The following is a 23,387-nucleotide window of genomic DNA, read 5'->3' on the forward strand; positions in this document are numbered from 1 at the left end:
CCAGCCGTCGTCCACGACGCAGCGGGCCAGACGCAGGCGTCCGGTCTCGGTCAGGGGTGCATTACGGTGTGGCACGAGGGCCTTTCTGGTCGCCGGTGCAGATGTCGCAATCCACACCAGGCCAGAAGGCCCTCACCCATTTCAAGATCCCTCAACCGAGACCTGCATCACCCGTCCACAACCTCCCGGGACAGAACACCTAAGCCTTCCTTCCGTGCCGCCCAGGGCGGGCGCGGGCCCGTCAAGTGCCGTGTGAGCACTCTCACATCCTCTGTCCGCTTCGTCCATGAAGGGCCTGTGGACGCCTGATTGTGAGCTGCCGGGCGAAATCTGCGGAGGATGCACCTTTCGCCGGACCTCCGCCCGGGTTACCTTCGTGCGCAGAACACGTGTTCAAGGTTCTGTCCGGCGGGTGGGGGCGTTCGTACGGAGGTCTCCACTGCCCATGCTCGATCTCGCGGGTGCTTGGGACCACCTCTCGTGGTCCTTGCGTCATGTGCACTGGTACGGAGTGACCGTCGGGTCCCTCCTCGCCGTCAAGCTGCTGCTCTCCATCCGCCGGCGCCGCCGTCCTGAGCTCGCGTTCGACAAGCCGGTGACCCGGCTACGCATCCACGGCGTGATCACGGTCTACAACGAGGCCCCGGCGATGCTGCGCGGCTGCCTGGAGTCGGTCCTCGCGCAGACCCTGCTACCGCACTCCCTCACCCTGGTCGACGACTGCTCCGAGGACCACTCGGCGCGTGCCCTGGCCGAGGAGATGCGCCCGCAGTTCCAGCGCGCCGGGGTCCGCCTCGACTTCGTCCGCTTCCCCGGCAACCGCGGCAAGCGCCACGGCCTCGCCGCGGGCTTCCGGCAGGAGCCGCTCGCGGACGTGTACCTGTGCATCGACTCCGACACGCTGCTCGACCGGCACGCCGTCGCGGAGCTCGCCCGGCCCTTCGCCAAGCGCCGGGTCCAGTGCGTCACCGGGTTGGTGCTCGCCCACAACCGCGGCACCAACCTGCTGACCCGCCTCATCGACATGCGCTACGTCAACGCCTTCCTCGGCGAGCGGGTGGCCTACTCCCGCCTCGGCTCGGTGCTCTGCGCCTGCGGGTCGCTGGCCATGTACCGCGGGTGGGTCGTCCGCAAGCACCTCGACGACTTCCTCGACCAGCGCTTCCTCGGCCGCCCGGCGACCTTCGGGGACGACCGGCGCCTGACGTACTACTGCCTCACCGAGGGGCTCTCCCTGATCCAGCCGTCGGCCGTCGGCTACACCGACGTCCCCGAGCGCCTCGGCCACTACGTGCGCCAGCAGATCCGCTGGGGCAAGTCGTTCATCCGCGAGGGCTTCCTGCTCCTCGCCAAGTTCCGGCTGCACCGCATGTACTGGTGGCTGAACCTCGTCGAGCTGGTCACCTGGGTCGCCTTCACCGCGGGGCTGCTCGCGGCGCTCGTCGCGGTCCTGATGCACCCGCAGGGCTGGACGCTGCTGGCCGGCTACCTCGCCTACATGTGCGTCATGGCCTGGGTCCGGTCCGTCCACTACCTGCGCGGCGCCGCGCAGGTGAGGATCGTCGACCGGGTGCTGACGTTCCTCGCCGCCCCGCTGTACGCCCTGCTCAACATCGGGTTGCTGCTGCCGCTGCGACTGTGGTCCCTGGCGACGCTGCGGCGCACCAACTGGGGCACCCGGGCCCGGATCGAGGTCGGCGGTGCCCACGACGACATCGCCTTCCAGCCCCATCCGCAGTCCCACCTCCCGCGCCAGCGCGGGGAGACGGCTCCACCGGCGGTCGGCGCCGTCGCGCCCGTGCGCGACGCCGCCTCGTAGGCGGCGCCCGCGTTCCGCCGCCGGTCCGACCGGATCCCGCAGACCGCATGGCGTGCCCTCGGTATCGCCCCTCCACCGCGCTAGGAGCTTCCCCGTGGGTCCTGCCCGCCCCTCTGTCCGCCCCTCCGTCCGGTCAGACCGGCTCGTACCCTCGGGGCGCGGGAAGCGGAGCCACCCCGTGTGGAGGGTGGCCGGGTACCTGCTGCTCGCGGTCGCCGTCGGCGCGGGCGTCACGGCGCTGTACCCCGTGTGGCGCGAGGCACATCGGCCGCCCCCTGAGCTCACCGTCCGCTACAAGGCGGGCACGTCGGCGTCGGCCGCCACGGCCCGGCCGTGGCTGGAGGTCGTCAACACCTCGGACCACCGGGTGCGTCTGGCCGACGTGGCGGTCCGGTACTGGTACACGCAGGACGGCGGTTCCCCGTACGCGTTCAACTGCGTCCAGGCCTCGGTGGGCTGCCCGAACGTCGACGGGAGGACCGTCGCCATGGACCGTCCGGCACCGGCCGCCGACCACTACCTCGAGATCACCTTCACGAAGGCCGCGGGCACCCTGGCCCCGGGCGCGAAGAGCGGGGCCATCGGGGTGCAGCTGTACCGTCCCGGCGGGAAGGTGGACCAGCGCGACGACCGGTCGTTCAGCCCCGCCCACGACACCTTCCAGGCGTCGAAGCTGGTGACCGGCTACCTGGACGGCAGGCACGTCTGGGGCGACGAGCCCGGCGGTGACGTCACCACGTCCCCCCGGGGCCCGGCCGCAGGCGCGGCACGGCCCGCGCCGCCCTCCGGGATCGTCTTCGACGACTTCCGCAGCGCGGCACGGCCCGCGCCGCCCTCCGGGATCGTCTTCGACGACTTCCGCTACAGCGGCCCCCGTGACCCGGCGCTGCGCGCCCACGGCTGGCTGGTGCGCACCAGCGGGGGTGGTCCCGGCATCCGCGACACGTGGTCGGCGGGAGGGGTCAGCTTCCCCGCGGACGAGGACGCGCTGGGCGGCCAGGTCCTGCAGCTGCGCGCCGCCACCGACGGGACGAAGCGCGGCACCACCCAGGCCGAGGTGCACACCACCGGCACGAAGTTCCTGACCGGGACCTTCGCCGCCCGGATCCACTTCACGGACGAACCGGCGAGCGGCCGCAACGGCGACCACGTCAACGAGACCTTCTACATGATCTCGCCCCACCACCACGCCGAGTACAGCGAGCTCGACAACGAGTACCAGCCGAACGGGGGCTGGGGTGCCCCCGGCCCGAGGCTCGACACGACGACCTGGCGCAGCGCGAGGGAGGGGGACCGGGTCACCCGGGCCACGACGTCCAGCCTCAGGGGGTGGCACACGCTGGTCACCACGGCCGCGCACGGCGTGGTGACCTACAGCCTCGACGGGCACGAGCTGTTCCGGACCGGGGGCAAGTACTACCCGACCCAGAGCATGTCCGTGAACTTCAACGCCTGGTTCGTGGACCTGCCGTTCGCCGGGAAGCGCAGCTGGGACATGAAGGTCGACTGGTTCTACCACAACGCCAGGAAGGCCCAGTCCCTGACGGAGGTGGAGAAGACGGTCGACGGCCTCGCCGCGGGCGGCACGGGCTACGTGAACACGGTCCACAAGCCCTGAGCCGGTACGGCGGCGGGGCCGGCCGGGGTCAGGAGTCGGCCGGAGCCGGGCCCAGCGTGGTGGTGCCGATCGCCGCGCGGTGGCCCAGGCCCGTCCGGTAGGCGTCCAGCGCGGCCTCCACCCGGCCGGACCGGCGCAGCAGGTCGCCCAGCAGCCGGCAGATGTCCGCCAAGTCCCCGGCGGCTCCCGCGCGTTCCAGCAGCGCCAGGGCGGACACGTAGTGCTCCTCCGCGGCCTCCGGGTCACCGCGCTCCTCCGCCAGCAGCCCGAGCAGCCGGTGCGCCCCGCCGGCGTGGACGGCGCCGCGCCAGGGGCCCAGCTCGTCCAGCAGCCGGGTCAGCAGCTCCTCGGCCTCGGCGGGCTTGCCGCGCCGCCGGAGCACGTCGGCGAGCTCCACCTCGACCTGCACCGTGAACAGCACGGACCGGCCGGCGGACAGCATGTCGCGGGCGGTGCGCAGCTCGCGCTCGGCCTGCTCCAGGTCGCCGTCCTGGGAGTGGACGTAGCCGCGCATCCAGTGGCAGTGGGCCAGGTCCGTGTGCAGCTCCAGCCGCTGGAACAGCTCCTGCGCCTTCGCCAGGGAAGCCTCGGCCTCGCCGGTACGTCCCGCGACGATCAGGGTGCGGGCGATGCTGCGGTGCATCTGGGCGACCAGGGCCGGATCGCCGGCCCCGGGGGCGAGGTTGAGCGCCTGCTCGGCGGCGTGGGCGGCCCGGGCGTAGGCGCCCAGGTCGGTGTACGGCCCGATGGCCGCGATGTGCAGCATCAGCAGGGCGTCGGGGTCGGGCCGGGCGTCGTCCGACACGGTCTGCCGTTCGAGCCGGGTGATGCCCTCCTCCAGCAGGTGGGAGGCGTACCGCACCTCGCCCGCCAGCAGGTGGGACACGGCCCGGCCGCGCAGCGCCGCGGCGCGCCGGGCGTCGGGGGCCGCGGGGTCCGCGTCGAGCAGCCGCTCGGCGGTCTCGAAGTGGAGCCGGGCCTGGGTGAGTTCGCCCGCGTCGAGGGCGGCGTCTCCCAGCCGGAGCAGTTCGAGGGGATCCTGCGGGCCGTCCTGCGGGCCGCTTTCGGGACCTGTGCCGGGACCTTCGTCCAGGCCGTCCCGCGCCCGGTCCTGGCCGTCCTGTGTGCCCACCGTGACCCTTCCCCTTTGGAACTCTTGCGGAGGAGGGTACGCGGCTTTGCGGCGGACGTGCCTCACGCTTTCGTAAAGCGCTCCCTGAGCTTGTACTTGAGGACCTTGCGCAGGGTCTCGTTCCGGGGCAGCACGTCCACCACCTCGAGCTGTTCGGGCAGTTTGTGGACGGCCAGGCCCGCCTCGCGGAGGAAGGCCGTGACCTCGGCGAGGGTGAGCGGTCCGGCGTCCGGCGGCTGCTCGACGACGGCGCAGACGCGTTCCCCGCGCTGGGGGTCGGGCAGGCCGATCACGGCGGCGTCGGCGATGCCGGGGTGGGCGTAGAGGAGTTCCTCGATCTCCTTGGCCGAGACGTTCTCACCCTTACGGATGATGATGTCCTTGAGGCGCCCGGTGAGGACCAGGTAGCCGTCCGGGGTGAGCCTGCCGACGTCCCCGGTACGCAGGAAGCCGTCGGCGTCGAAGGCCTGTTTGGTCAGCTCCGGGTCGGTGTAGCCCTGGCACACGGCCTCACCGCGCAGCAGCACCTCGCCGTCGTCGGCGATGCGTATCTCCATGGAGGCGGGCGGGCGGCCCTCGGTAGTGGCGAGCCGGTCGACGGGGTCGCGCGGCGAGCCCATGGTGATCATGGGGGCTTCGGTCATGCCGTAACCGTGCGCGAGGGCGCAGCCGAGGTCGCGGACCACCTCGTGGTAGAGCTCGGGCGGCTTGGGGGCGCCGCCGCCGGACAGCAGGCGCAGGGTGGGGATGATCCTGCTCCCCGCGGGCTGCTTGCGCTGCTCGGCGAGGAAGAGGGAGTAGAAGGCGGTGCTGCCGCCCGCCATGGTGACCCCGTGCCTGCGGTAGGCCTCCAGGGACCCCGGGAGCGAGAAGTGCTCCAGCAGCAGGGCCGGGAAGCCGCACAGGAGCAGCATGACCAGGTAGTCGGGGCCGCCGATGTGCGCGTACGGGAAGGCGACGGAGCCGACGTCGTCCGGGCCGAGCTCCAGGGCGAGGGCGAGGCAGGAACCGCCGGCGATGAGGCTGCGGTCGGTGTGCAGCACGCCCTTGGGTTCGGAGGTGGTGCCGGAGGTCCAGTAGATCCAGCGGACCCGCGTGCCGTCGGAGGGCGGGGCGGGGAGGGAGTCCGGGTCGGCCTCCGGCAGGGAGTCGTAGGCCTCCAGGACGTCGTGCGCGCCGAGGCGGCGCGCCATCGCGGTGTGGTCGAAGCCGCGCCATACGCCGGGGACGGCGAAGAGGGCGGGGCCGGTCTGGCGCAGGATGTGGCCGACCTCGTGGTCGCGGTAGAAGGGCATGACCGGGGTCTGCACGGTGCCCAGCCGGGCGAGGGCCGCCGACAGGACCACGGTCTCGATCCGGGTCGGCAGCTGCCATGCCACTGCGGTGCCGGGCCGGATGCCGCGGGCCTGCAGCCCGGCGGCGACCCGTTCTGCGCGGTCGCGCAGCTGCCCGAAGGTCAGCCGGCGGTCGTCGGTGTCGAGCAGCGCCGGGGCGTCGGGGGTCAGGGCGGCCCGCCCTTCGATGAGCGCCCAGAGGGTCGGCGAGTCGCCCAGGCTTCGCATCTCTTCTCCTCCCGGTCAGCGATCTGACGTCACGTCAGATTCAGTCGCCCGGAGCGTAGGCGCCCGGCCGGGCGCGGTCCAGGGTCCGCGCGTCGCCGATGGACGCTCCGGGGCGGCGGGCGTACTGTGAATCTGACGGTCCATCAGATTCAAGGAAGGGCGGGGAGCGATGGAACTGCCCCGGATCATCAGCGTCGACGACCACGTGATCGAACCCGCACACCTCTTCGAGACCTGGCTGCCGGCGAAGTACCGGGACCGCGGGCCCCAGCCGCTGACCGCCGGGATCGGGGAGCTCGCCTACGTCGGCGGGAAGTACCAGATCACGATGGACCCGGACGGCCCGCCGACCGACTGGTGGATCTACGAGGACCTGAAGTTCCCCTACAAGAGGAACATCGCCGCCGTCGGCTTCGACCGGGACGAGATGACCCTGGAGGGCATCACCCGCGAGGAGATGCGGCGTGGCTGCTGGGACCCCAAGGCCCGGCTCGTCGACATGGACCTCAACCACGTCGAGGGCTCGCTCTGCTTCCCCACCTTCCCGCGCTTCTGCGGCCAGACCTTCGCCGAGGCCAAGGACAAGGAGGTCGCCCTCGCCTGCGTCCGCGCCTACAACGACTGGATGGTCGAGGAGTGGTGCGGGGACAGCGGCGGCCGGCTGATCCCGCTCTGCCTGATCCCGCTGTGGGATGTCGGCCTGGCCGTCGCCGAGATCCGCCGCAACGCGGATCGCGGGGTGCGGGCCGTCACTTTCAGCGAGATCCCGACCCACCTCGGGCTGCCCAGCATCCACTCGGGGTACTGGGACCCCTTCTTCGCCGTCTGCGAGGAGACCGGGACGGTGGTGAACATGCACATCGGCTCGTCCTCGCAGATGCCGGCCGCCTCCCCGGACGCGCCGCCCGCCGTGCAGGCCTCGCTCTCCTTCAACAACGCGATGGCCTCGATGATGGACTTCCTCTTCAGCGGGGTGCTGGTGCGCCACCCGCGGCTCAAGCTCGCCTACAGCGAGGGGCAGATGGGCTGGATCCCCTACGCCCTGGAGCGGGCCGACGACGTCTGGGAGGAGCACCGGGCGTGGGGCGGCGTGCGCGACGTGATCCCCGAGCCGCCCTCCACCTACTACTACCGGCAGATCTTCTGCTGCTTCTTCCGCGACAAGCACGGCGTCGCCTCGATCGACGTCGTCGGCCGCGACAACGCGACCTTCGAGACCGACTACCCGCACGTCGACTCGACCTTCCCGCACACCAAGGAGGTCGCCCTCGACCATGTGAAGGGCCTCGACGACGAGACGGTGTACAAGCTCATGCGCGGCAACGCCATCCGCATGCTGGGGCTGGAGCCGGACCGGTGGACCTGACGTACACCGAGGCGGAGCAGGCGTACCGGGGCGAGCTGCGGGCCTGGCTCGCCCGGACGCTGCCCATGCTGCCGCCCGCGCCGGACCCCGCCGACTGGCCCGCCCGGCGGGCGTACGACACCGGCTGGCAGCGGCGCCTGTACGAGGCGGGATACGCAGACGTCCACTGGAACGCCGACCCGACCCGGCGGCTGATCTTCCTGGAGGAGACCGAGCTGGCCGGGGCGCCCTACGTCGGCGCGAACTTCGTCGGTCTGCTGCACGCCGGGCCCACCATCGCGGCCGAGGGGACGGCCGGCCAGCGTGAACGCTGGCTGCCCCCGGTGCTGCGTGGGGACGAGGTGTGGTGCCAGGGGTTCAGCGAGCCGGCGGCGGGCTCGGACCTGGCGTCCCTGCGGACGCGGGCGGTGCGCGACGGCGACGCCTACGTGGTCACCGGTTCGAAGATCTGGACCTCGCACGCCGAGGTCGCCGACTGGTGCGAACTGCTGGTGCGCACCGATCCCGACGCACCGCGGCACCGCGGCATCAGCTGGCTGGCGATGCCGATGGACGTGCCGGGCGTGACGGTGCGGCCGCTGCGGACCCTCGCCGGTACGACGGAGTTCGCCGAGGTCTTCCTGGACGAGGTGCGCGTGCCGGTCGCCAACCGGGTCGGCGCGGAGAACGACGGCTGGCGGGTCACGATGGTGACGCTCTCCTTCGAACGCGGCACCGCTTTCGCCGGTGAGGTCGTCGCCTGCCGGCGGACCCTGTGCGAACTGGCCCGCACCGCCCGGGAGACGGGAGCCTGGGACGACCCCGTGCTGCGGCGCCAGCTGGGCCGTCTGGCAGCGGAGTTCGGCGTCCTGTGGCGGCTGGTCCAGTGGAACGTCAGCGACGGCGCCCCGGGCGTCGGGGGCTCGGTCCTCAAGCTGCGCTACTCGCACGCGCGCCAGGAGCTCTACGACACCGCCGCCGAGGTCCTCGGCCCGTCCGGTGCGCTGGACGCGGACCGCCCGTGGACGGCGGACCGGCTCTCCTCGCTCTCGTACACCATCGCGGCGGGCACGTCGCAGATCCAGCGGAACATCGTCGCCGAGCGGATCCTCGGCCTGCCGAAGGGGGTGTGAGCGGCCGTGGAATTCCGCCTCACCGAGGACCAACGGGCGCTCGCCGACGGGACCCGTGGACTGCTGGCGCGGCTCTACCCGGCGGAGCGCCTGCGGGAGGACGCCGCCGGGGCGGCCGCGGGGACCCCGGTGCCCCTCGACCGCCAGATGTGGCGGGCGCTGGGGGAGGCGGGGTTCTTCGCACTGCGGCTGCCGGAGGAGCGGGGCGGGCTCGGCCTCGGACTCCCGGAGGCCGTGCTCGTCTTCGAGGAGGCCGGACGGGTGCTGCTGCCGGGGCCGCTGGTGGCGACGCACCTGGCGGCCGGACGGGTGCCGGGGGCGGCGGAGGGCACCACGGTGGTCACCGCGGTCGATGGCGAGCTGGCCGAGTGGCTGGAGGCGTCCGACCACGTGCTGGGCTCCTTCGACAAGGCCGAGCCGGTGCGTTCGGTGGACCCGTTCACCCCGCTGCACCGGGTCGTGGGCGGCGAACCGGCCTGCGGCGGGGGAGCCGGCGACCTGCTGACCTCCGCGCAGCAGACCGGCAGCGCGGCGCGCACCCTGGAGCTCGCCGTGCGGTACGCCGGGACCCGGGAGCAGTTCGGGAGACCCATCGGCTCCTTCCAGGCGGTCAAGCACCTGTGCGCCGAGATGCTGGTCCGGGTCGAGATGGCACGCACGGCGGTGCGTGCGGCGGCGGTCTCCGGGGATCCGGGCGAGACGGCGGCCGCACGGCTGCTGGCGGAAGAGGCGGCCGTCCGCAACGCCCGCGACTGCCTGCAGGTGTTCGGCGGTATGGGTTTCACCTGGGAAGCGGAGGTGCATCTCCACGTCAAGAGGTCGTGGATCCTGCGGAGCCGGGGCCGTTCGGTGGCGGAGTGTGAGGAGCAGCTCGCGGAGAGACTCCTCGACGAGACTATTTGCTGGGTTTAGGTAGTTATGACTGATTCGTCACGGATAAGGAGTCCCCGAGCGTCGATATCGGGTTGTGTCCGAGGTGTGACTCGTCACGCCGTGGAGTCGGAGCCTGCCTCGGGTACGCTCCATCGGGTGCGTGTGGTGGCGAAACGCGACGGATGTGGCAGTGGCGGGGTCTCGGTACCCGGCGGGCTGCCTGTACCGGGCTGTTCGAATTCGCCCCGTAATGAGCCCCGCACAGTATGCAGCACTCGTGCCCCCTTGCGCTGGAATATGCCCGAAGCGCTTGTTGCGGTCACTGCGGGTCAATCATGCTGGGTTGCGAAGAGGTCACGTACGGTGACCCTGCCGAGGCGCGAGGCGACGTGTCCGCCGGTTCGGATGGTGTGAGCGGTGCAGGTGCTCCAGGTTCAGCTTGAGGTCGGCCCCGACCCCGCGGAGGTGGGCCGGGCCCGTCGGTGGGCCCGCTCGCGTCTCGCGGGCTCCGGCATAGGCGCCGACGAGCCGGTCGCCGAGACGCTGATCCTGCTCATCTCCGAACTGGTCACCAATGCCGTCGTGCACACCGGCTGTCCCGCCGTGCTGCGGATGCTCTTCCGTTCCTCCGGCGCCGCACAGAGCGGCGAACAGGAGACCGTGCGCGTCGAGGTGGCCGACACCAGCGACGCGCCGCCACGGCCACGGCACGCCGACAACGACGAGACCGGCGGCCGGGGACTGGAACTCGTAGACGGCCTCGCGGACCGCTGGGGCTGGCAGCGTGAAGGTGCCGGCAAGCAGATCTGGTGCGAGATCGACCGCAGCGAGCGCCCCGCGATCGTCCCCGCGCAGTCCATGGGCGGGCTCATCCGCCGCCCCGCCTTCTGACCGTACGGACCGCCCTCAGAGCACCGCCACCGGCGCGACCGGACTGCCGACCCCGCCCACGAAGGGCTGCGGGGTGGCGTCCAGCAGGAACGCGTACCGCCCCTCCTCGGCACAGGCTTCCGACAGCGCCTCGAGATTCCAGTTCTGGCCCTGGGGCATGCCCATCTCCACCAGGTCCAGGGCGTGCACGGCGAGCCACAGGTCCTCGATCTCCGGCGGGAAGATCTCGAAGGTCAACGTGTCGTTGGCGACCGCCGCGACGTCGCGGGCGTGGAACCACTCGGGGGTGCGCACCGACAACCCCGGTGAGGGGAAGGCGTAGGCGTGCTTGTCGCCCGCCAGGTACAGCCGCATCTGACCGGTGCGGACCAGCACGACGTCCCCGGCGCGGACGGTGGTCCGGGCCAGTTCCTCGGCCGCGTCGAGGTCGTCGGGGGTGACCGCGTGGTCGCCGGGCAGCCGGTCGGTGCCGCGGGCGCGGGCCACGTCGAGCAGGACGCCGCGGGAGAGCAGCGTCGTGATCTTCTCTATACCGCTGAAGGCGGCGCCACCGTGGGCGGTGATGGAGCCGGCCGGGCGGCCGTTGTAGATCCGTCCCGAGTGCGAGACGTGGGTCAGGGCGTCCCAGTGGGTCGCCGCCTGCAGTCCCATGGTGACGATGTCGTCGCTGGTGGCGACCGTGCCCGGGCCGAACATCTCGTGGTTGAGCATCACCATGGTGCGCAGGGGGTTGACCCGGCCCGGGATCATTCCCGTCTGCACCCCGTCCTGCTGCAGGGGCAGCGCGAGCGGCACGCGGCGTCCGCCGCGCACGGTACCGGCCGCCGCGCGGACGACCTCGTCGGTGACCAGGTTGAGGGTGCCGGTCTCGTCGTCCGCACCCCAGCGGCCCCAGTTGTTGACGCGCTTGGCGATGTCGTGGAACTCGGCGGGGAACGCCATCGCTGCCTCCTGGTCTCAGGGCTTGTGCTGGGGTGCGTCCGTGCTCCTAAAATCTAACGGTCCGTCAGAAACTCTGAGAAGGGGCGGGACCGGACGTGGGCAACTTCCTGAACGGAAAGGTCGTCGCGGTCACCGGGGCCGGGCGCGGCATCGGGCGGGCCGTCGCCCTCGCGTGCGCGGCCGAGGGCGCCAAGGTCGTCGTCAACGACTACGGTGTCGCAGTCGACGGCAGCGGACCGACCGGTGAGGTCGCGGCCGCCGTCGTCAAGGAGATCGAGGCGGCCGGCGGTGAGGCCACCGCGGTGACCGACGACGTCTCGTCGATGGCGGGCGGCGAACGGATCGTCTCCACGGCCGTGGAGACCTACGGCCGCGTCGACGGAGTCGTCTGCGTCGCCGGGATCCTGCGCGAACGCATGCTCTTCAACATGGCCGAGGAGGAGTGGGACCCGGTCCTCGCCACCCATCTCAAGGGCACCTTCACCGTCTTCCGCGCCGCCTCGGCCGTGATGCGGCGGCAGGGCTCGGGCACCCTCGTCGGCTTCACCAGCGGCAACCACCAGGGCAGCGTCTCCCAGGCCAACTACTCCGCGGCGAAGGGCGGGATCATCTCGCTGGTGCGCAGCGCCGCACTCGGACTGCACCGCTACGGCGTGACCGCCAACTGCGTCGCCCCCGTGGCACGCACCCGCATGTCGGCCAACGTGCCCATGGAGCTCGCCGAGATCGGTGAGCCCGAGGACGTCGCCGCCATGGTCGTCTTCCTGCTCAGCGATCAGGCCCGCGACATCACCGGACAGGTCTACACGGTCGCCGGACCCAAGATCGCGGTCTGGGCGCAGCCCCGCGAACTGCGCGCCGCCTACGTGGACGGCGGGGGATGGACACCGCAGCGCATCGCCGCCGCCCTGCCCGGATCCGTCGGCACCGACCCCATGCCGATGCTCGCCCAGCTCGAGGCCATGCGCGCCGCCGCGGCCGCCTCCCGAGGGCAGTGACGGCCCCGCACCGAGGAGAGGGCGGACCATGGACTTCACCTTCGGCCCGGAGACGGAGGCCTTCCGCGCGGAGGCCCGGGAGTGGCTGGCGGCGCACCCGGACGGCGCACCCGGCCGGGAGTGGGAGCGGGAACTCGGCGCCGCCGGCTGGATCGGCCTCAGCTGGCGCGGCGACTACGGCAACCGGCGTGCCACCCTGCCCCAGCAGGTCGCCTGGGGCGAGGAGTACGCCCGCGCCGAGGCGGCCGCCCGGTCCGGGCACATCGGCGAGAACCTGCTGGCCCCCACCCTGGAGGCGCACGGCACGCCCGACCAGCGCGACCGCTTCCTGCCGCCGGTCGCCCGCGGCGATGAACTGTGGTGCCAGGGGTACAGCGAGCCCGGGGCGGGCTCCGACCTCGCCGGCGTCCGTACCGCGGCCGCCTCGGACCACGACGGTGACGGTCCCTGCTACCGCGTGACCGGCCAGAAGATCTGGACCTCCCTCGCCCAGGACGCCGACTGGTGCTTCGTCCTGGCCCGCACCGAACCCGGCTCGCGCCGGCACCACGGACTGAGCTTCCTGCTGGTCCCCATGGACCAGCCCGGCAGGGTCGAGGTCCGCCCCATCCGCCAGCTCACCGGGACGGCCGAGTTCAACGAGGTCTTCTTCGACGGGGCCCGCGCCGACGCCGCCCACGTCGTCGGCGGCGAGGGGAACGGCTGGCAGGTCGCCATGTCCCTCCTGGGCTTCGAGCGCGGGGTCTCCACCCTCGTGCAGCAGATCGGCTTCGAACGCGAACTGCGGCAGGTCGTCGACCGCGCCGTCGCCACCGGGGCGGTGACCGACCCCGTGCTGCGGGACCGGCTGGTGCGCCAGTGGGCCGAGTTGCGCACCATGCGCTGGAACGCCCTGCGCACGCTGGGCACCGCCGACCCGGCCGCCCCGAGCGTCGCCAAGCTGCTGTGGGGCGGCTGGCACCAGCGGCTCGGCGAACTGGCCGTCGCCGTCCGCGGCGCCCCCGCCGCGACCGGCCCAGCGCCGTGGGAGCCGGAGCGGCCCTACGAACTCGACCAGACCCAGCGCATGTTCCTCTTCAGCCGCGCCGACACCATCTACGGCGGCTCGGACGAGATCCAGCGCACGATCATCGCCGAGCGGGTGCTCGGCCTCCCGAAGGAGCCTCGCGGATGAACAGCGACGGGACGTACGGCCATTGGATCGGCGGCCGGTGGCACGAACCGGCCGGAGCGCACTATCCAGTTGTCAATCCGGCCACGGAGGAGACCGTCGGGCACGCCCCCGAAGCGGGCCCGGCGGACGTGGACGGCGCGGTGCGCGCAGCCCGGGAAGCGTACGAGGGCTGGTCCCGTACGAGCCCGGCGGAGCGCGCCGCGATCCTGGAGCGGATCGCGGACGTCCTCGCCTCGCGGTCGGCGGATCTCGTACCGCTGCTCCAGCAGGAGACGGGAGCGACGATCCGTGTCGCGTCGAGCATGCAGATTCCTACGGCGGTGGACCGCTTCCGGCGCTACGCACGGGGCGCGCTGGAACCGGACACGATCCCCTTCGCGCCGCAGCCCGTGAAGGCCTCGCCGCTCGCTCCCGGCGGGCTGGTCAACGCGGCGGCGGCACGGCGTCCGGTGGGCGTCGTCGCCTGCATCACCTCCTACAACTTCCCCCTGGTCAACCTGGCCGGCAAGGTCGCCCCCGCCCTGGCCATGGGCAACACCGTCGTCGCCAAGCCCGCGCCCCAGGACCCGCTGACCTGCCTGCTGCTCGGGGGGATCATGCGGGAGGCGGGCCTGCCCGACGGGGTGTTCAACGTCATCACCGGCTCGGGCGCCGCGGCCGGTGAGGCTCTGGTCGCACACCCCGGCGTCGACATGATCAGCTTCACCGGCTCGACGGCGGTCGGGCAGGCGATCGCCCGCGTCGCGGGCGCGTCGATGAAGCGGACCCTGATGGAACTGGGCGGCAAGGGCGCGGCGATCATTCTCGAGGACGCCGCACCGGGCGTCCTCAGATCAGCGGTATCTGCTGTCGGTTCAACATGGGCATTCCATTCAGGTCAGATCTGCACGGCGCCGACCCGTGTGCTCGTCCCCCGCGGGCGGTACGAGCAGGTGATCACCGCCCTTGAACAGTACGCCCGTTCGCTGACCGTCGGGGACCCTGTGGATAACTCCACCGTCGTCGGCCCGCTGATCACCGCCGCCCAGCGCGACCGCGTCGAGGCCTACGTCGCCGGCGCCCGCGAACAGGGCGCCAGCGTCGTCACCGGCGGCGCGCGCCCCGACCTCAAACCCGGCTACTACGTGGCCCCCACCCTCCTCGCGGACGTCACGCCCGAAATGACGGTCGCCCGCGAGGAGATCTTCGGCCCGGTCGTCGCCGCTCTCCCCTACGGCACCGAGGACGAGGCCGTCGAGATCGCCAACGGCACCCCGTACGGCCTGTACGACTACGTCTTCGGCAGCGACACCGCGCGCGCCTGGGCCCTGGCCGCCCGCCTGCGCAGCGGCAACGTCGGCATCAACACCGTGCAGCGTCACCCCGAGACGCCCTTCGGCGGCTTCAAGCACAGCGGGATCGGCCGCGACGGCGGCTCCTTCGGACTGCACGCGTACAGCGAGCTCCAGGCGGTGGTGTGGTGATGAGAGGCGTGATCTTCGACGGGACGCAGCCCGCGGTCGTCGACGACCTGGAGGTCCGGGACCCGGGCCCCGGCGAGGTGCTGGTCCGCATCCACGCCGCCGGGCTGTGCCACAGCGACCTGTCCGTCGTCGACGGGGTCATCCCCTTCCCCGTACCGGTCGTGCTCGGCCACGAGGGGGCGGGCGTCGTCGAGGCGACCGGCGCCGGCGTCTCGCACGTCTCGCCGGGCGACCGCGTGGCCCTGTCCACCCTCGCCAACTGCGGCACCTGCCCGGACTGCGACCGGGGGCGCCCGACGATGTGCCGCAAGGCCATCGGCCGTCCCGGCAGGCCCTTCAGCCGTCAGGGCGAACCGCTGTTCAACTTCGCCTCCAACTCGGCCTTCGCCGAACTGACCGTCGTCAAGGCCGTCCAGGCCGTCCCCCTTCCCCAGGGCATCCCCCTCACCTCGGCCGCGCTCATCGGCTGCGGGGTGCTGACCGGGGTCGGCGCCGCCCTCAACCGCGCCCGGGTCGACCGCGGCGACACGGTCGTGGTCATCGGCACCGGCGGCATCGGCCTGAACGTGCTGCAGGGCGCGCGCATCGCGGGCGCCTCCCGGATCGTCGCCGTCGACACCAACCCGGCGAAGGAGGAACCCGCGAGGCTGTTCGGCGCCACCGAGTTCGTGGACTCGGCGGAGGCGGCGCGTGCGCTGCTGCCGACCGGCGCCGACCACGTCTTCGAGTGCGTCGGCCACGTCGGGCTCATCCGCCAGGCCGTCGACCTCCTGGACCGCCACGGCCAGGCCGTCCTGCTGGGCGTGCCGCCGGCCGATGCCGAGGCGTCCTTCCTGGTGTCCTCCATGTACCTCGACAAGTCCATCCTGGGCTGCCGCTACGGCTCGGCACGGCCGCAGCGCGACATCGCGCTCTACGCCGACCTGTACCGGCAGGGCCGGCTCCTGCTGGACGAACTCGTCACCCGCACCTACCCGGTGGAGGACTTCGCCAAGGCGGCGGAGGACGCCCGGGGCGGCCGCGTGGCGCGGGGCGTGCTGACCTTCTGAGGCGGGTCAGAACGCCGCCGTCGCCCGGAAGGTGCGCCGGTAGGCGCTGGGCGAGACGCCGAGGACGGCCTGCAGGTGCTGCCGCATGGAGGCCGCCGTGCCGAACCCGGCCTGCGAGGCGACCTGGTCGACCGACAGGTCGCTGGACTCCAGCAGGTGCCGGGCGCGCTCGACGCGCTGCTGCGTCAGCCACTGCCCGGGGCTGGTGCCCACCTCCTCCCGGAAGCGGCGGGTGAAGGTGCGCACGCTCATCGCCTCGCGCTCGGCCAGCTCGCGCAGCGTCAGCGGCCGGTCGAGCCGGTCCAGCGCCCAGGAGCGCGCCGCGGCCGTGGTGGCCTGCTGGGGCTCGGGGACGGGCCGTTGGATGTACTGGGCCTGTCCGCCCTCCCGGTGCGGCGGCACGACCGTACGGCGCGCGCTGGCGTTGGCCACGGCGGTGCCATGGTCACGGCGTACGAGGTGCAGGCACAGGTCGATGCCCGAGGCGACGCCCGCGGAGGTGAGGATGGCGCCGTTGTCGACATACAGGACGTCCGGCTCGACCCGCACCTGGGGGAAGAGCCTTTGGAAGTGGTCCGTGCTCGACCAGTGGGTGGTGGCGCGCAGGCCGTCCAGGTGGCCGGCCGCGGCGAGGAAGTACGAGCCGGTGCAGATGGAGACGAGCCGGGCGCCGGGGCGGATGCGGGCGAAAGCCGCCGCCATCTCCTCGGGCAGCCGGCCCTCGGTGTGCGCGACGGAGCGCTCGTGGGCGGCGGGGACGATGACGGTGTCGGCCGTCTCCAGGACCTCGGGGCCGTGGGCGACGTGGATCTCGAAGTCGGCGTCGGCGCGTACCGGTCCGGGACCGTGCGGGGAGCACGTCACCACCTCGTACAGATCGACCCCGTCGGAGTCCCTCGCGCCGCCGAAGATGCGGTGCGGGATGCCCACTTCGAAGGGGATCACACCGTGCTGCACCAGGACGACGACCCGGTGGCGCACCGGTGTGCGCGGAGCGGCGGTCGGCGAAGGCGTCTCCATGGATTCAGCCATGGCCCGATCCTTGCACAACATGGCCATCCGGCCACTCGTTCCGCGAAAAGCGATGCCGGATGCTGACCTGGTGACGCAGACTCCCGAGCTCCCTGTGCAGCCCCTGGCCGACAGGGGCCCCGACGTTCCCCGGCCGTTCCGCACGCCCCGGATCCATCGCGCGTGGTCGGTGGCGGCCGCCGCCTTCGTCACGCTCATCGGCGCCGCCGGCTTCGCCTCCCTGCCCGGACTGCTGATCGAGCCGCTGCACGGCGAGTTCGGGTGGTCGCGGGGCATGATCGGCCTGGCCGTCTCGGTCAACCTCGCGCTCTACGGGGTGACGGCGCCGTTCGCCGCCGCGCTCATGGACCGCTTCGGCATCCGACGGGTCGTCGCGGCGGCGCTCGTCACCATCGCGACCGGTGCGAGCCTGACCGTCTTCATGACCGCGAGCTGGCAGCTCGTGCTCCTGTGGGGCGTGCTCGTCGGGCTGGGCAGCGGCTCCATGGCCCTGGCCTTCGCGACCACCGTCACCAACCGCTGGTTCGAGGACCGGCGCGGCCTGGTCACGGGCATCCTGACGGCGGCCGGCGCGGCGGGACAGCTGATCTTCCTCCCCCTGCTCTCCGTCATCATCGAGCACGCGGGCTGGCGCTCGGCGGCCCTCACCGTGGCGGGCGCCGCGGTCATCGTCGCGCCCCTGGTCTACCTGCTGCTGCGGGACCACCCCGCCGACGTGGGCCTGGCCCCGTACGGCGCCGCGGAGTTCGTGCCGAAGCCGCCGCCGGTGACGGGGGCGGCCAAGCGGGCGGTCAAGGCGCTGTTCGACGCAGCCCGCGGCGGCCCGTTCTGGCTGCTGGCGGGGACCTTCGCGATCTGCGGCGCCTCGACGAACGGCCTGGTCAAGACGCACTTCGTGCCCGCGGCCCACGACCACGGGATGCCGGTGACGGCCGCCGCGTCACTGCTCGCCGTGATCGGCATCTTCGACATCGCGGGCACGGTGGCCTCCGGCTGGTTCACCGACCGCTTCAGCCCGCGGCGGCTGCTGGCCACCTACTACGGGCTGCGCGGACTGTCGCTGATGTTCCTGCCCGTGCTCCTGAACGACGCCGTCCACCCGCCCATGGTGCTGTTCATCGTCTTCTACGGCCTGGACTGGGTCGCCACCGTGCCGCCCACCATCGCCCTGTGCCGCGAGTTCTACGGCGCCGACAGCGCCATCGTCTTCGGCTGGGTACTCGCCTCCCACCAGCTGGGCGCCGCCCTGGTGGCCTTCCTCGGCGGCGCGGCGCGCGACGCCTTCGGCTCCTACGACGTGGTCTGGTACTCCTCCGGGGCGCTGTGCGCGGTGGCGGCGCTCATGGCGCTGGTGATCCGGCGGCGGGAGACCCCGGGCGCCGGGGCGCTCCCGCTCGCGGCGTAGCCGGCCGGCCCCGGCGCTGCCGGGTCCCGCGGCCGCCCCTGGTGACGGCACGGGAACTGCGTGCGGCGCCGGGGCGTCCGTCCTGTGCGTGAGGGAAGCGACCAAGGGCCTCACCGCCCTTCTTGTGGCGGGCCTGGGTGCGGCGTCCGTGCTGCTGGCCTGGGCACCGCTCGCCAGAGTCAACGTCGAGGGCGGTTTCGAAGGGCAGCGCCGGGACTTGAGCGTCCTCTACGTCGACCTTCCGCTCATCGCCGCGGGAGGCGCGCTGGTGCCGCTCGCCTTCTGGCTGCTCACGCTGCGCGGGTCGCGCCGCCCCGGGCTCGCGGCCCTGGTGGCGGTGGCCGTGGCCGCCCTCGGGATCTGGGCGCTGACCAGTTGGTGGGCGCCCCACCGGGCGCCGGAGTTCACGGGCTGAGGCGCGTACGGCGGCCGCGGTCAGGGCGCGAGCCGGCCGAAGCGGCCGCGGTGGAAGAGCAGCGGCTCGCCGTCTTCCGCCCCGTGGCCCAGATCCCGGACCCGGCCGATGACGACGAGGTGGTCGCCGCCGGTGTGCACGGCGTGGATCGCGCAGTCGATCCACGCGGCCACGCCGCGCAGCCGGGGCGAGCCCGTCACCGGCGCCGGATCCCACTCCACACCCGCGAACTTGTCCCCGCCGCTCACGGCGAAGGAGCGGCACAGCTCCTGCTGGTCCGCGCCGAGCACGTTCACGCAGAACACCCCGGCCCGCGCGATGCGCGGCCAGCTGGTGGACCTGCGTGCCACCATGAAGACGACCAGCGGCGGATCGAGCGACAGCGACGCGAACGACTGGCAGGCGAACCCGGCGGGTCCGCTCTGCGCGTCGTCCCCGGGCGCCGCGATCACCGTCACGCCGCTCGCGAAGTTCCCCAGTACCTGCCGGAATTCGGACTGGTCCACCGGGGCGCGCTCGTCCGGCCGCACGGCCCGCAGTTCGGGCGGCGGCAGCGGGTCCACCCGCCCGGCCGTCGTCGCCGCCCCGGCCGACCGGAGGTAGCGGACGACGGCGACCGCCATGCCTGCTTGTCCCATCACACGGTCCATTGAAACTGACGGGTCGTCAGAAGTGAAGTCCTGCGCGAAGGACGGTCGAAGGCCGCGCGTACCGTGCCTGTCATGGGATGGGGTACGGGGCGGGGGTCCCCGGCGCGGCCCGCGGTCGATCCGTGGGGTGATGCCGGACGCGCGGCGGCGGTCTCGACGTACTGCGCGGTGGGGGTGGTCGCGGCAACGGCCCGCGTGGTCGTCCTTCCGTCGCTGAAGTCCTCTGACGGTGCCTTCGACGAGCCGTTCGCCCTCTGCGTGCTGCCGGTGGCCCTGATCCCCCTGTGGGCCTTCGCGGTGGCCGCCTCGCTCCTGCACGCCCTGCCGGCGACGGTCCTGGGACTGCGGCTCGCGCGGCGCACCGGACGCCCCAGCTGGCTCTGCCTGCTGGCGGCCGAGGCCGCGACGGCCGCCGTCCTCGCGGTGCCGGTGGTGTGGCTCGGCGGTCCGTACCCGCTTGCGTGGCTGTGCGTCGCGGCTGCCGGTGCGGCGCCGGTGCTGGTCACCTCGTTCTACGCGGGGCGCCGGGACCCGGAGGGCAGGACCGGGTGGGCGCGGCAGCGGCAGGTCGCGTTCCAGATCTCCGTCGTGACGATCGCGGTGGTCGGGCTCGTCCTCGCGGGCGGTCTGCTGGCGTACGGCACCGGGCTGCTGGAGGAGTACCGGCCCCAGCCCGGGGCCGGGGCGCCCGAGGGGCGAGCCTTCGCGGTGTCACCGGCCACGGAAGTCCGGTGGGCGGCGTTCGAGGAAGGCGCACAGTCCTTCTCGGGCGTCGGCGGTGGTCATGTTCTGTTCCTGTGCGGCCGCCTCGGCGGCGAAGGCCGTCGCGCGGTCGGAGTCCAGGGACGCGTTGACGAGCTGCTTGGTCAGGGCGAGGGCGCGGGTGGGGCCGGCGGCGAGCCGCTCGGCGAGGGTGTCGGCGGCCGCGTCGAGCTCGTCGGCGGAAACGACGCGGTTGACCAGCCCGAGGCGTTCGGCGGTGGCGGCGTGGAGGTCGTCGCCGAGGAGGAGGAGTTCCTTCGCGCGGTGCGGGCCGATCAGGCGGGGGAGGAGGTAGGCGCCCCCGCCGTCGGGGACGAGGCCGCGGCGGACGAAGACCTCGATGAACTTCGCCGTGTCGGCGGCCAGGACGAGGTCGCAGGCGAGGGCGAGATGGGCACCGAGACCGGCGGCCGTGCCGTTCACGGCGGCGACAACGGGTTTCTCGCAGTCGAGGACGGCGGCGATGAGGCGCTGGGCCCCGGACCGGATCGTCCGGGCCACGTCGCCCGCGACCCGGTCCGCGGCGGCCGGACCGCCGCGCAGGTCGGCCCCCGCGCAGAAGGCCCGGCGGCCGGCGCCGGTCAGGACGACGGCCCGCACGGCCGGGTCCGCGGAGGCCTCCAGAAATTTCTGTATGAGGCGTTCACGCAGGTCAGGGGTGATGGCGTTCATCGCCTGGGGGCGGTTGAGGGTGAACCGGGAGACCCCGTTGTCGGTGACGTGGAGTACAACGGATTCCACGGAGTCATCACGTTCCGTGACCACTCCACGGGGGGAGTCAGTCATGTGTGTTCTCCTGACGGCAGACGGCCAGTGCGTCCAGGGCGCAGGCGCCCTGCCCGCGCGGCAGCACCATCAGCGGATTGATGTCGAGTTCGGCGAGGCCGTCGCCGAGTTCCAGGGCCATGCGCTGCACGCGGAGGATGACGTCGACGAGCGCGTCCGCGTCGGCGGGTGGCGCCCCGCGCACGCCGTCGAGCAGGCGGGCGCCGCGCAGTTCCCGGAGCATGTCCCGCGCGGTTCCGGCGTCGAAGGGCGGTACGCGTACGGCCGTGTCCCGCAGGACCTCGACGAGGACCCCGCCGAGGCCGGCGGTGACGGTGGGCCCGAAGAGCGGGTCGTGGCTCATGCCGACGACCATCTCGACGCCTCGCTCCATCATCTGGCAGACGAGGACGCCGTCGAGGTCCAGGTCCTCGCAGCGGGCGATGTCGGCGAGTTCGCGGTAGGCGTCGCGGACCTGGCTGGCGGAGGTGAGGCCGATCTTGACCAGGCCGAGTTCGGTCTTGTGCGCGAGCCGGTCGGCGGACGCCTTCATCACCACGGGGTAGCCGACCTGGGCCGCCGCCCGGACGGCACCGGCGGCGCTGGTGACCAGTTGCTCGCGCGGGACGCGGATCCCGTACGCCCGCAGCAGTTGCTTGGCGGCGTGCTCGCTCAGCCGGCGGCCGGGGTGCAGAAGGGAGCGCGCCTTCCGTGCGGAGGAGGAGGGCGTGCGCGGCGCGTCGTCGAAGGGGGAGCGGTAGCCGGCGGCGAAGCGGTGGTGGTCCAGCCAGGCCCGTACGGCGGTCACGCAGTTGCCGAAGGTGCGGAAGGTGGCGAGCCGGGAGGAGCCGAGCAGGGTGGTCCGGTAGGCCTCCTCGGTGCCCACGGGGGAGCCCCAGATCACGCACACCAGTTTGTCGGTGGCCTCGGCGGCCTCGGCGAGGTCCTGGGCCAGCCGGTCGCTCATCGGCGGGAAGGGGCCGGTGATCGGGCAGACGAGGACGCCGACCGCAGGATCGGCGAGGATCGCGTCGATGATCTTCCGGCCACGCCAGTCCCCGACGGGATGGCCCCCACTGTCCACGGGGTTGGAGACGTTCAGGTACTCCGGTATCCACTGGTGGAGTTCGGCCTGCTTCGGCTCCGGGAGGGTGGGCAGCGGCAGCCCGGCGGCGGTGGCCAGGTCCGCGAAGTGCGCCCCGGTGCCGCCGGAGATCGAGTAGACGACCACGCCCTCGGCGGCCGGTGGCCGGGCCCGGGCCAGCAGGGCGGCGGTGTCCTGGAGTTCGTCCAGTGCGTCGACGCGGATCACGCCGAACTGGCGGAAGGCGGCGTCGGCGACCGCGTCGGATCCGGTGAGCTTGCCGGTGTGGGTGGCGGCGGCGCGGGTGCCCGTCTCGGTACGGCCCACCTTGACCATGACCACCGGCACCTTGTTGCGGGCCGCGCGGTCGGCGGCGAGGGCGAACGAGCGGCCGTCCTTGAGGCCTTCGGCGTAGACCGCGATCGCACCGACCTCGGGCCGCCCGGCGAAGTAGGAGAGGAAGTCGGCGGTCTCCAGGTCGGCCTCGTTGCCGGTCGGCGCCCAGTGGCTGAGCCGGATGCCGAGCTCCTGCAGGGCGTAGACCGGACGGCCCTGGTGGCCGGACTGGGTGATCAGGGCGATCGCCGGCCCGGGGAGGTCCTCACGGAACGCCTGGAAGGCGTTGAGGTTGGTGTTCGGCCCCAGCAGCCGCAGTCCGCTGCCCGCGACGGCCCGGCCGAGCCGCTCCTGGGCGGCGGCACCCGCCTCCCCGGTCTCGGCGAAGCCGGAGGCGAAGACGACCGCGAACCGTGCCTTGGCCCCGGTGAGCTGCTCCAGGACGGGGAGGGGGTCGGCGACGAGCAGGACGGCGAGGTCGACCGGCTCGGGGAGATCCGCGACGGATGCGTGGCACGGCAGGCCGAACACGGTGCCGCGGCCGGGGTTGACCGGGTGGAGCCGGGCGCCGACCCGCTCGGCCCAGGTGACGAGTTGCCGGGTGATCCCGGTGTTGGGGCGGCCCTCGGCGTCCGAGGCGCCCACCACGGCCAGGGACTCGGGCCGGAAGAAGCGGTCGAGGTCGGGCACGCAGGCGTGCAGCGGTCGCCCGCTGACGTCCACGTCGTCCGTGCCGTGGCCCGGGCCGCCGGCGTCCGCCGCGGGATCGGTGCCGCGCGTGCTGAAGGTCGATCCAAGCATGTGTCTCGCCCGTCCCGCTCGAAGGTCCAGAGAACTGACGCAATGTCAGATTACTGAACTGACGATCCGTCAGGAACGGGGAGGATGCGAGAAACCTGTGCACCCCCGCGGGAAGACGGTCCGGCCGGCCGAGGGGGG

General features: G+C 72.8%; 19 protein-coding genes. 12 read left to right on the forward strand and 7 right to left on the reverse strand.

The window, feature by feature from the left end; genetic code table 11:
* Positions 1-511: 511 nt before the first annotated feature.
* Together PV341_RS21380 and PV341_RS21385 are read left to right on the forward strand one after the other, a co-directional pair.
* A complete protein-coding gene (locus PV341_RS21380; protein ID WP_500358718.1) occupies positions 512-1,819 on the forward strand; it encodes a glycosyltransferase family 2 protein in 1,308 nt (435 codons plus the stop codon).
* Between the two features lie 178 nt (positions 1,820-1,997).
* Complete coding sequence (locus PV341_RS21385) at positions 1,998-3,437, forward strand: cellulose binding domain-containing protein (protein WP_500358719.1); 1,440 nt, start codon at positions 1,998-2,000, stop codon at positions 3,435-3,437.
* Between the two features lie 28 nt (positions 3,438-3,465).
* Here PV341_RS21385 and PV341_RS21390 read toward each other — a convergent pair whose 3' ends face one another.
* Complete coding sequence (locus PV341_RS21390) at positions 3,466-4,569, reverse strand: tetratricopeptide repeat protein (RefSeq protein WP_500330301.1); 1,104 nt, start codon at positions 4,567-4,569, stop codon at positions 3,466-3,468.
* A gap of 62 nt (positions 4,570-4,631) precedes the next feature.
* Complete coding sequence (locus PV341_RS21395) at positions 4,632-6,131, reverse strand: class I adenylate-forming enzyme family protein (RefSeq protein ID WP_500330299.1); 1,500 nt, start codon at positions 6,129-6,131, stop codon at positions 4,632-4,634.
* 169 nt (positions 6,132-6,300) lie between these two features.
* Here PV341_RS21395 and PV341_RS21400 point away from each other — a divergent pair, with 169 nt between their 5' ends.
* The 4 genes from PV341_RS21400 to PV341_RS21415 all read left to right on the forward strand — a co-directional run bounded on the left by PV341_RS21400 (position 6,301) and on the right by PV341_RS21415 (position 10,373).
* A complete protein-coding gene (locus PV341_RS21400) occupies positions 6,301-7,497 on the forward strand; it encodes an amidohydrolase family protein (RefSeq protein ID WP_500358720.1) in 1,197 nt (398 codons plus the stop codon).
* Positions 7,488-8,609 (forward strand): acyl-CoA dehydrogenase family protein, encoded by a 1,122-nt coding sequence (locus tag PV341_RS21405; RefSeq protein WP_500358722.1) that lies wholly within the window; start codon positions 7,488-7,490, stop codon positions 8,607-8,609. Before PV341_RS21400 ends, PV341_RS21405 begins: the two co-directional genes overlap by 10 nt.
* Positions 8,610-8,615: 6 nt before the next feature.
* Positions 8,616-9,521 (forward strand): acyl-CoA dehydrogenase family protein, encoded by a 906-nt coding sequence (locus PV341_RS21410; RefSeq protein WP_500330294.1) that lies wholly within the window; start codon positions 8,616-8,618, stop codon positions 9,519-9,521.
* 378 nt (positions 9,522-9,899) lie between these two features.
* Complete coding sequence (locus tag PV341_RS21415) at positions 9,900-10,373, forward strand: ATP-binding protein (protein WP_500330292.1); 474 nt, start codon at positions 9,900-9,902, stop codon at positions 10,371-10,373.
* A 15-nt stretch (positions 10,374-10,388) separates the two neighbouring features.
* Here PV341_RS21415 and PV341_RS21420 read toward each other — a convergent pair whose 3' ends face one another.
* The gene (locus PV341_RS21420; protein ID WP_500330290.1) at positions 10,389-11,315 is read right to left on the reverse strand and encodes a cyclase family protein; all 927 of its coding nucleotides are present in this window, start codon (positions 11,313-11,315) and stop codon (positions 10,389-10,391) included.
* 95 nt (positions 11,316-11,410) lie between these two features.
* Here PV341_RS21420 and PV341_RS21425 point away from each other — a divergent pair, with 95 nt between their 5' ends.
* From PV341_RS21425 to PV341_RS21440, 4 genes are read left to right on the forward strand one after another with little or no spacing between them, the layout of a single operon-like run.
* Entirely contained in the window at positions 11,411-12,313 is a 903-nt protein-coding gene (locus PV341_RS21425) for an SDR family oxidoreductase (protein WP_500330288.1), read from the forward strand.
* Between the two features lie 28 nt (positions 12,314-12,341).
* Positions 12,342-13,487 (forward strand): acyl-CoA dehydrogenase family protein, encoded by a 1,146-nt coding sequence (locus PV341_RS21430; protein ID WP_500330286.1) that lies wholly within the window; start codon positions 12,342-12,344, stop codon positions 13,485-13,487.
* Positions 13,484-14,950, forward strand: coding sequence for an aldehyde dehydrogenase family protein (locus PV341_RS21435; RefSeq protein WP_500358724.1), 1,467 nt, complete (start codon positions 13,484-13,486; stop codon positions 14,948-14,950). The genes PV341_RS21430 and PV341_RS21435 overlap by 4 nt, the downstream gene beginning before the upstream one ends.
* Positions 14,950-15,999, forward strand: coding sequence for a Zn-dependent alcohol dehydrogenase (locus PV341_RS21440; protein WP_500330283.1), 1,050 nt, complete (start codon positions 14,950-14,952; stop codon positions 15,997-15,999). The genes PV341_RS21435 and PV341_RS21440 overlap by 1 nt, the downstream gene beginning before the upstream one ends.
* A 6-nt stretch (positions 16,000-16,005) precedes the next feature.
* Here the strand turns inward: PV341_RS21440 and PV341_RS21445 are convergent, their stop codons facing one another.
* Positions 16,006-17,031, reverse strand: coding sequence for a GlxA family transcriptional regulator (locus tag PV341_RS21445; RefSeq protein WP_500330281.1), 1,026 nt, complete (start codon positions 17,029-17,031; stop codon positions 16,006-16,008).
* A 70-nt stretch (positions 17,032-17,101) separates the two neighbouring features.
* Between PV341_RS21445 and PV341_RS21450 the strand changes: the two genes are divergently transcribed.
* Both PV341_RS21450 and PV341_RS21455 read left to right on the forward strand, forming a co-directional pair.
* Entirely contained in the window at positions 17,102-18,436 is a 1,335-nt protein-coding gene (locus PV341_RS21450) for an MFS transporter (RefSeq protein ID WP_500330280.1), read from the forward strand.
* 88 nt (positions 18,437-18,524) lie between these two features.
* Entirely contained in the window at positions 18,525-18,851 is a 327-nt protein-coding gene (locus PV341_RS21455; RefSeq protein ID WP_500330278.1) for a hypothetical protein, read from the forward strand.
* A 20-nt stretch (positions 18,852-18,871) separates the two neighbouring features.
* On the opposite strand, the gene PV341_RS21460 is transcribed toward PV341_RS21455, so the two are convergent.
* From PV341_RS21460 to PV341_RS21470, 3 genes are all read right to left on the reverse strand, one after another.
* Positions 18,872-19,489 carry a flavin reductase family protein gene (locus PV341_RS21460; RefSeq protein ID WP_500330277.1) on the reverse strand — a complete coding sequence of 206 codons (618 nt, stop codon included), beginning with the start codon at positions 19,487-19,489 and terminating at the stop codon, positions 18,872-18,874.
* A 723-nt stretch (positions 19,490-20,212) separates the two neighbouring features.
* Entirely contained in the window at positions 20,213-21,049 is an 837-nt protein-coding gene (locus tag PV341_RS21465) for an enoyl-CoA hydratase/isomerase family protein (RefSeq protein ID WP_500330275.1), read from the reverse strand.
* Positions 21,042-23,249 (reverse strand): acetate--CoA ligase family protein, encoded by a 2,208-nt coding sequence (locus PV341_RS21470; protein ID WP_500330273.1) that lies wholly within the window; start codon positions 23,247-23,249, stop codon positions 21,042-21,044. Before PV341_RS21470 ends, PV341_RS21465 begins: the two co-directional genes overlap by 8 nt.
* Between the last annotated feature and the right edge of the window lie 138 nt (positions 23,250-23,387).

The organism is Streptomyces sp. PA03-1a (assembly GCF_033792805.1).
Taxonomy (GTDB): Bacteria; Actinomycetota; Actinomycetes; order Streptomycetales; family Streptomycetaceae; genus Actinacidiphila.

Coding starts and splice junctions, on each gene's coding strand:
- PV341_RS21395 (WP_500330299.1), bottom strand. CDS start 6,131: ATGCGAAGCCTGGGCGACTCGCCGACCCTCTGGGCGCTCATCGAAGGG.
- PV341_RS21400 (WP_500358720.1), top strand. CDS start 6,301: ATGGAACTGCCCCGGATCATCAGCGTCGACGACCACGTGATCGAACCC.
- PV341_RS21420 (WP_500330290.1), bottom strand. CDS start 11,315: ATGGCGTTCCCCGCCGAGTTCCACGACATCGCCAAGCGCGTCAACAAC.
- PV341_RS21430 (WP_500330286.1), top strand. CDS start 12,342: ATGGACTTCACCTTCGGCCCGGAGACGGAGGCCTTCCGCGCGGAGGCC.
- PV341_RS21435 (WP_500358724.1), top strand. CDS start 13,484: ATGAACAGCGACGGGACGTACGGCCATTGGATCGGCGGCCGGTGGCAC.
- PV341_RS21440 (WP_500330283.1), top strand. CDS start 14,950: ATGAGAGGCGTGATCTTCGACGGGACGCAGCCCGCGGTCGTCGACGAC.
- PV341_RS21445 (WP_500330281.1), bottom strand. CDS start 17,031: ATGGCTGAATCCATGGAGACGCCTTCGCCGACCGCCGCTCCGCGCACA.
- PV341_RS21460 (WP_500330277.1), bottom strand. CDS start 19,489: ATGGGACAAGCAGGCATGGCGGTCGCCGTCGTCCGCTACCTCCGGTCG.
- PV341_RS21465 (WP_500330275.1), bottom strand. CDS start 21,049: ATGACTGACTCCCCCCGTGGAGTGGTCACGGAACGTGATGACTCCGTG.
- PV341_RS21470 (WP_500330273.1), bottom strand. CDS start 23,249: ATGCTTGGATCGACCTTCAGCACGCGCGGCACCGATCCCGCGGCGGAC.